This is a genomic window from Rhodococcus sp. BS-15, assembly GCF_000813105.1.
Lineage (GTDB): Bacteria > Actinomycetota > Actinomycetes > Mycobacteriales > Mycobacteriaceae > Rhodococcoides.
This window is the reverse complement of sequence record NZ_BAOX01000372.1, coordinates 1-4,116: the sequence shown is the minus strand read 5'-3', so window position 1 is coordinate 4,116 and position 4,116 is coordinate 1. Positions and strand designations below refer to the sequence as shown.

Here is a 4,116-nt window from a genome sequence, read left to right as displayed (position 1 = left end):
CCGCCACCACCGCGCCACAGCCCGGTGGCACCGGACGGATTCGTGCCCCCGCCGCCGCTGCCGCCTGCCGACTGGGACGATGACTTCGACGACGACTGGGATGACGATGACGACGACGACGACTGACCCTGCTGCGAGACCGACCACGTGATGCGGACGCGACTGCTCGCCCTGCGCCCGACGAGCGCTCGGAGCCGCATCTTCTCGTGGGTGCTGCTGCTGGTGCTGGCATCTCTCGCGGCCGTCACCGTCACCACCTGGCTGCTCATGATCCGCGCGACCGACAATCGCATGCGCGAATCGCTGCGCACCGAGATCGCCGAGTTCACCACTCTCACCGACGCAGGCGTCGATCCGGGAACCGGCGCACCGTTCGACGACATCGACGACGTCCTCCGCGTGGTGATCACCTACAACCTCGCCCGCCCCAACGAGAAGTTCCTGGGTTACGTGGACGGCGCGTTCGCCGTACAGAGCAGGCAGCAGGCGCCGGTACGACTGTCCGACGACACCGGCTTCACCGCCGAGGTCGGCTCCGTCACCGCACCGGTCGAAGGTTCGTATTCGAGCGCGGCAGGCGAAGTGGTGTATCTCGCGGTGCCGGTCTCGCTGGCAGGCGACCCGGTGCCGGGCGTCGTGGTCGCCGCGTACTTCGCCGATCAGGAACGCGCCTCGGCCGACGAGACCGCGACCCTGATGCTCGTCGTCGGCAGCGTCACCTCGGTGCTGGCGGCAGTAGGGGCGTGGTTCGTCGCGGGACGCATCATGTCGCCGATCAGACACATCACAGCCACCGCCAGAACGATCACCGAAACCGACCTGTCCGGCCGAATCACCGACGCCAGAACGACCGGTCGAGGCGACGACATCGGAGACCTGATCGACACACTGAACTCGATGCTCGACCGAATCGAGTCCGGCGCGGCGAGTCAGCGCCGATTCCTCGACGACGCCGGCCACGAGCTCCGCACTCCCATCACCATCGTCCGAGGTCACCTCGATGTTCTCGACCACGGCGACCCCGCCGACGTTCGAGACACCGTCGCGCTCGTCGACGACGAACTGGATCGGATGAACCGACTCGTCGCCGATCTGTTGCTGCTCACCCGGGCCGACCAGACGAGCTTCGTCACGCCGGTGGACACCGATGTCGACGCGCTCACTCGAAGCGTGTTCGACAAGGTGACCACCCTCGCCGACCGGGAATGGGTACTGGAGGCGAGCGCAACCGTCCATGCGCCGCTCGACGCGCAACGACTGACCCAGGCACTGTTGGCGTTGGCGGACAACGCAACTCACCACACGATGCCCGGCAGTCGCGTCGCATCGGATCGCAACTGTCCGACGGCGACATCCGGTTCTGGGTCACCGACTCGGGTCCGGGAATCGAGCGCGACGAGCAGGAACGAATCTTCGAGCGCTTCGCCCGCGGTCGCAACGGAACCCGACGCACCGAGGCGCGGGGCTCGGATTGTCCATCGTCACCGCCATCGCACAGGCCCACCGTGGGCGGGTGAGTGTCGGCAGCGCCCCGGGGCACGGGGCCACCTTCACCATCACGATTCCACTGACCGATTCCCCTCCCCCGCAGAAGGATCGACGATGGCCCGCATCCTGATCGCCGAAGACGAACCCCGCATCGCCTCGTTCGTTCACAAGGGGCTCAGAGCGAGCGGTTTCAGCACGACGACCGTCTCCGACGGCAGATCCGCATACGAACATGCCCGCAGCGGTGACTTCGATCTGGTGGTACTCGACATCGGTCTGCCGATCATGGACGGCTTCGAGGTACTGCAGCGACTGCGCGGAGAGCAGTGCGAGATACCGGTGATCGTGTTGACCGCACGCGACAGCGTCCAGGACGTGGTGTCCGGTCTCGAAACCGGTGCCGACGACTACATGGCCAAGCCGTTCCGATTCGAGGAACTGCTGGCGCGCATCCGAGTTCGACTGGGCACCAAACGAACCGTCGACACCAACCAGCTCGCGGTCGCCGACCTCACCCTCGACCTGCGTACCCGACGAGCTGTGGTGGGAGACCGCACCGTCGACCTGTCGGCCCGTGAGTTCGCCCTGGCCGAGACCTTCATGCGCCACCCCGGTCAGGTCCTCTCGCGAGAGCAACTCCTGTCGCAGGTGTGGGGCTACGACTTCGACCCGGGCTCCAATGTCGTCGATGTCTACGTCCGCTACCTTCGGGCGAAATTCGGTGCCGCACGAATCGAGACCGTTCGCGGAATGGGATACCGACTGTCCGAGACATGAGCGGCGTCGGCCGGTTGCCGACGCCACTGCTCGAGTCTCAGTCGTCCCAGTCGTTGTCGTCGTCCAGGTCATCGTTGTCGTCGTCGTCCAGGTCGTCCCAGTCGTCGTCTCGACCGTTCAGATCGTCGTTTCGGTCGTCCCAGTCGTCGTAGCGGTCGTCCCAATCGTCGTCGTAGCGGTCGTCCGGGATCTGGGTCGGTGCGGGCTGCTGGGGAGCTGCAGGCGGGTTCGGAACCGAATCTGACTCCGACAGAGGCTGTTCCACCGAGATCGAGGACGGCCGCTGCTGGGTGGGGTCGTCGTCGGCGATCGCGAGTGCGCCGACGCTTCCGAGGGTGACGACAACGGCTGCTGCACCGACGATCATGAACTTTCCTGGCATTCTCATGTCTGCTCCTTCGATCCGAGTCCTGCGGGCCACCGTTTCGGTGATGACTCAACGATCGCTGTCGAACGTGAGAACCGAAGGAGCACACCATGAGCGAGTTCTCATACTGGCGACGGGCGCGTGGGTCGACATTCGGCCGGTGCCGGTGACGATGTCGGGACGAGAACCAGAGCGGTCGTTCGGGCATTGCTCGCCGGTGGGTCGCCACGTCGACCGACCCGCGAGCGCCTATGGTGATTCGCGATGAAAAGGATTCGAGTGTGCGTGGCAGCGTCGGCAGTGTCGATGGTTCTCGTCGGCATCGGCTGTGGACCGGCTCTGGCGCAACCCGCCGCCGAGCCACCAGCCGCGACGACGACACCGCCGTTCACGACGCCCGACACCGACAGCTGCCCGTTCGCCGCGTCACCTCCCCCCGGCGATCGACCTGTCCGAGGTACCGGCCCCTGGAAGCACTGCACCGCAACCACTCCCGATTCCCGCCGAAACCGTCGGCGGGGATCGGCTCGCCGAGTGTGGAGCGGTGCTGCCGGACGGGGCTCCCCCGTTGCCTGCCGATATCTCGGCCACCGGGTTCGTGGTGGCCGACATGGACTCCGGCTCCGTCCTGGCCGCCAAGGATCCGCACGGGAGGCATCGGCCGGCGAGCACGATCAAGGTGCTACTTGCGATCGTCGCCCTCGACGAGTTGAACTTGAATTCCCAGATCACCGCGACCGCAGAGGACGCCGATGCCGAGGGCAGTGCCGTCGGCATCGGAGAGAACGGTGTCTACACCAATCTCCAATTGATGCAGGGCCTGGTGATGGCATCGGGAAACGATGCAGCGCATGCGTTGTCCAGGCAGTTGGGTGGGGACGCGGCCACCGTGGACAAGATGAATGCCAAGGCCGCAGAACTGGGTGCGCTCGACACTCGCACCGCCACACCGTCCGGTCTCGACGGCCCGGGGATGGCGAGCTCTGCCTACGACCTGGCGTTGATCTACCGCGCGGCCATGCGCAATCCGACCTTTGCGCAACTGATTTCGACCGAGACCGTTCAGTTTCCCGGCTATCCGAAGGACCCCACGATCCCGGAGGACCAAGACCGGCCCGGGTTCACCCTCTCCAACGACAATCAGCTGCTCTACAACTACGAGGGAGCTCTCGGAGGCAAGACCGGGTACACCGACGATGCTCGCCAGACATTCGTCGCAGGAGCAGAACGGGGCGGCAGGCGTCTGGTCGTGACGATCATGAAGGGCGACGTGCTGCCGATCCGGCCGTGGGAGCAAGCGGCACGCCTGTTGGACTACGGGTTCGCGCTCGACTCCAGTCGCGGCGTGGGCGAACTCGTGGAGCCGCAGTCGACGGCCGCGGTGACGAGTACGCGCGCGCCCGAGGCCACTCCGACTCTCGCCCAGCCGCCCGCATCGGCGCCGGTCGAGCTCCCGCCAGTCCGAGATGCAGGCCCAAGGCGAC

3 protein-coding genes and 2 pseudogenes are annotated in these 4,116 nt (G+C 66.2%); 4 read left to right on the top strand and 1 reads right to left on the bottom strand.

The window, feature by feature from the left end; all coding sequences use genetic code 11:
- Positions 1-150: 150 nt before the first annotated feature.
- The 3 genes and pseudogenes from RHBS_RS31940 to RHBS_RS25205 all read left to right on the top strand — a co-directional run.
- Positions 151-1,059: pseudogene (locus RHBS_RS31940) on the top strand (HAMP domain-containing protein); the annotation flags it as partial.
- Between the two features lie 412 nt (positions 1,060-1,471).
- Positions 1,472-1,618, top strand: a complete 147-nt coding sequence (locus tag RHBS_RS31160; RefSeq protein ID WP_237669687.1) for an ATP-binding protein — start codon at positions 1,472-1,474, stop codon at positions 1,616-1,618.
- On the top strand, positions 1,603-2,265 hold the full coding sequence (locus RHBS_RS25205) for a response regulator transcription factor (RefSeq protein WP_121870361.1): 663 nt from the start codon (positions 1,603-1,605) through the stop codon (positions 2,263-2,265). Before RHBS_RS31160 ends, RHBS_RS25205 begins: the two co-directional genes overlap by 16 nt.
- A 37-nt stretch (positions 2,266-2,302) precedes the next feature.
- Here the strand turns inward: RHBS_RS25205 and RHBS_RS25200 are convergent, their stop codons facing one another.
- On the bottom strand, positions 2,303-2,653 hold the full coding sequence (locus RHBS_RS25200) for a hypothetical protein (protein WP_121870362.1): 351 nt from the start codon (positions 2,651-2,653) through the stop codon (positions 2,303-2,305).
- 258 nt (positions 2,654-2,911) lie between these two features.
- On the opposite strand from RHBS_RS25200, the pseudogene RHBS_RS25195 reads away from it, so the two are divergent.
- Positions 2,912-4,116 (top strand): annotated as a pseudogene (locus tag RHBS_RS25195) (D-alanyl-D-alanine carboxypeptidase family protein); the annotation flags it as partial.

Coding starts and splice junctions, on each gene's coding strand:
- RHBS_RS25200 (WP_121870362.1), bottom strand. CDS start 2,653: ATGAGAATGCCAGGAAAGTTCATGATCGTCGGTGCAGCAGCCGTTGTC.
- RHBS_RS25205 (WP_121870361.1), top strand. CDS start 1,603: ATGGCCCGCATCCTGATCGCCGAAGACGAACCCCGCATCGCCTCGTTC.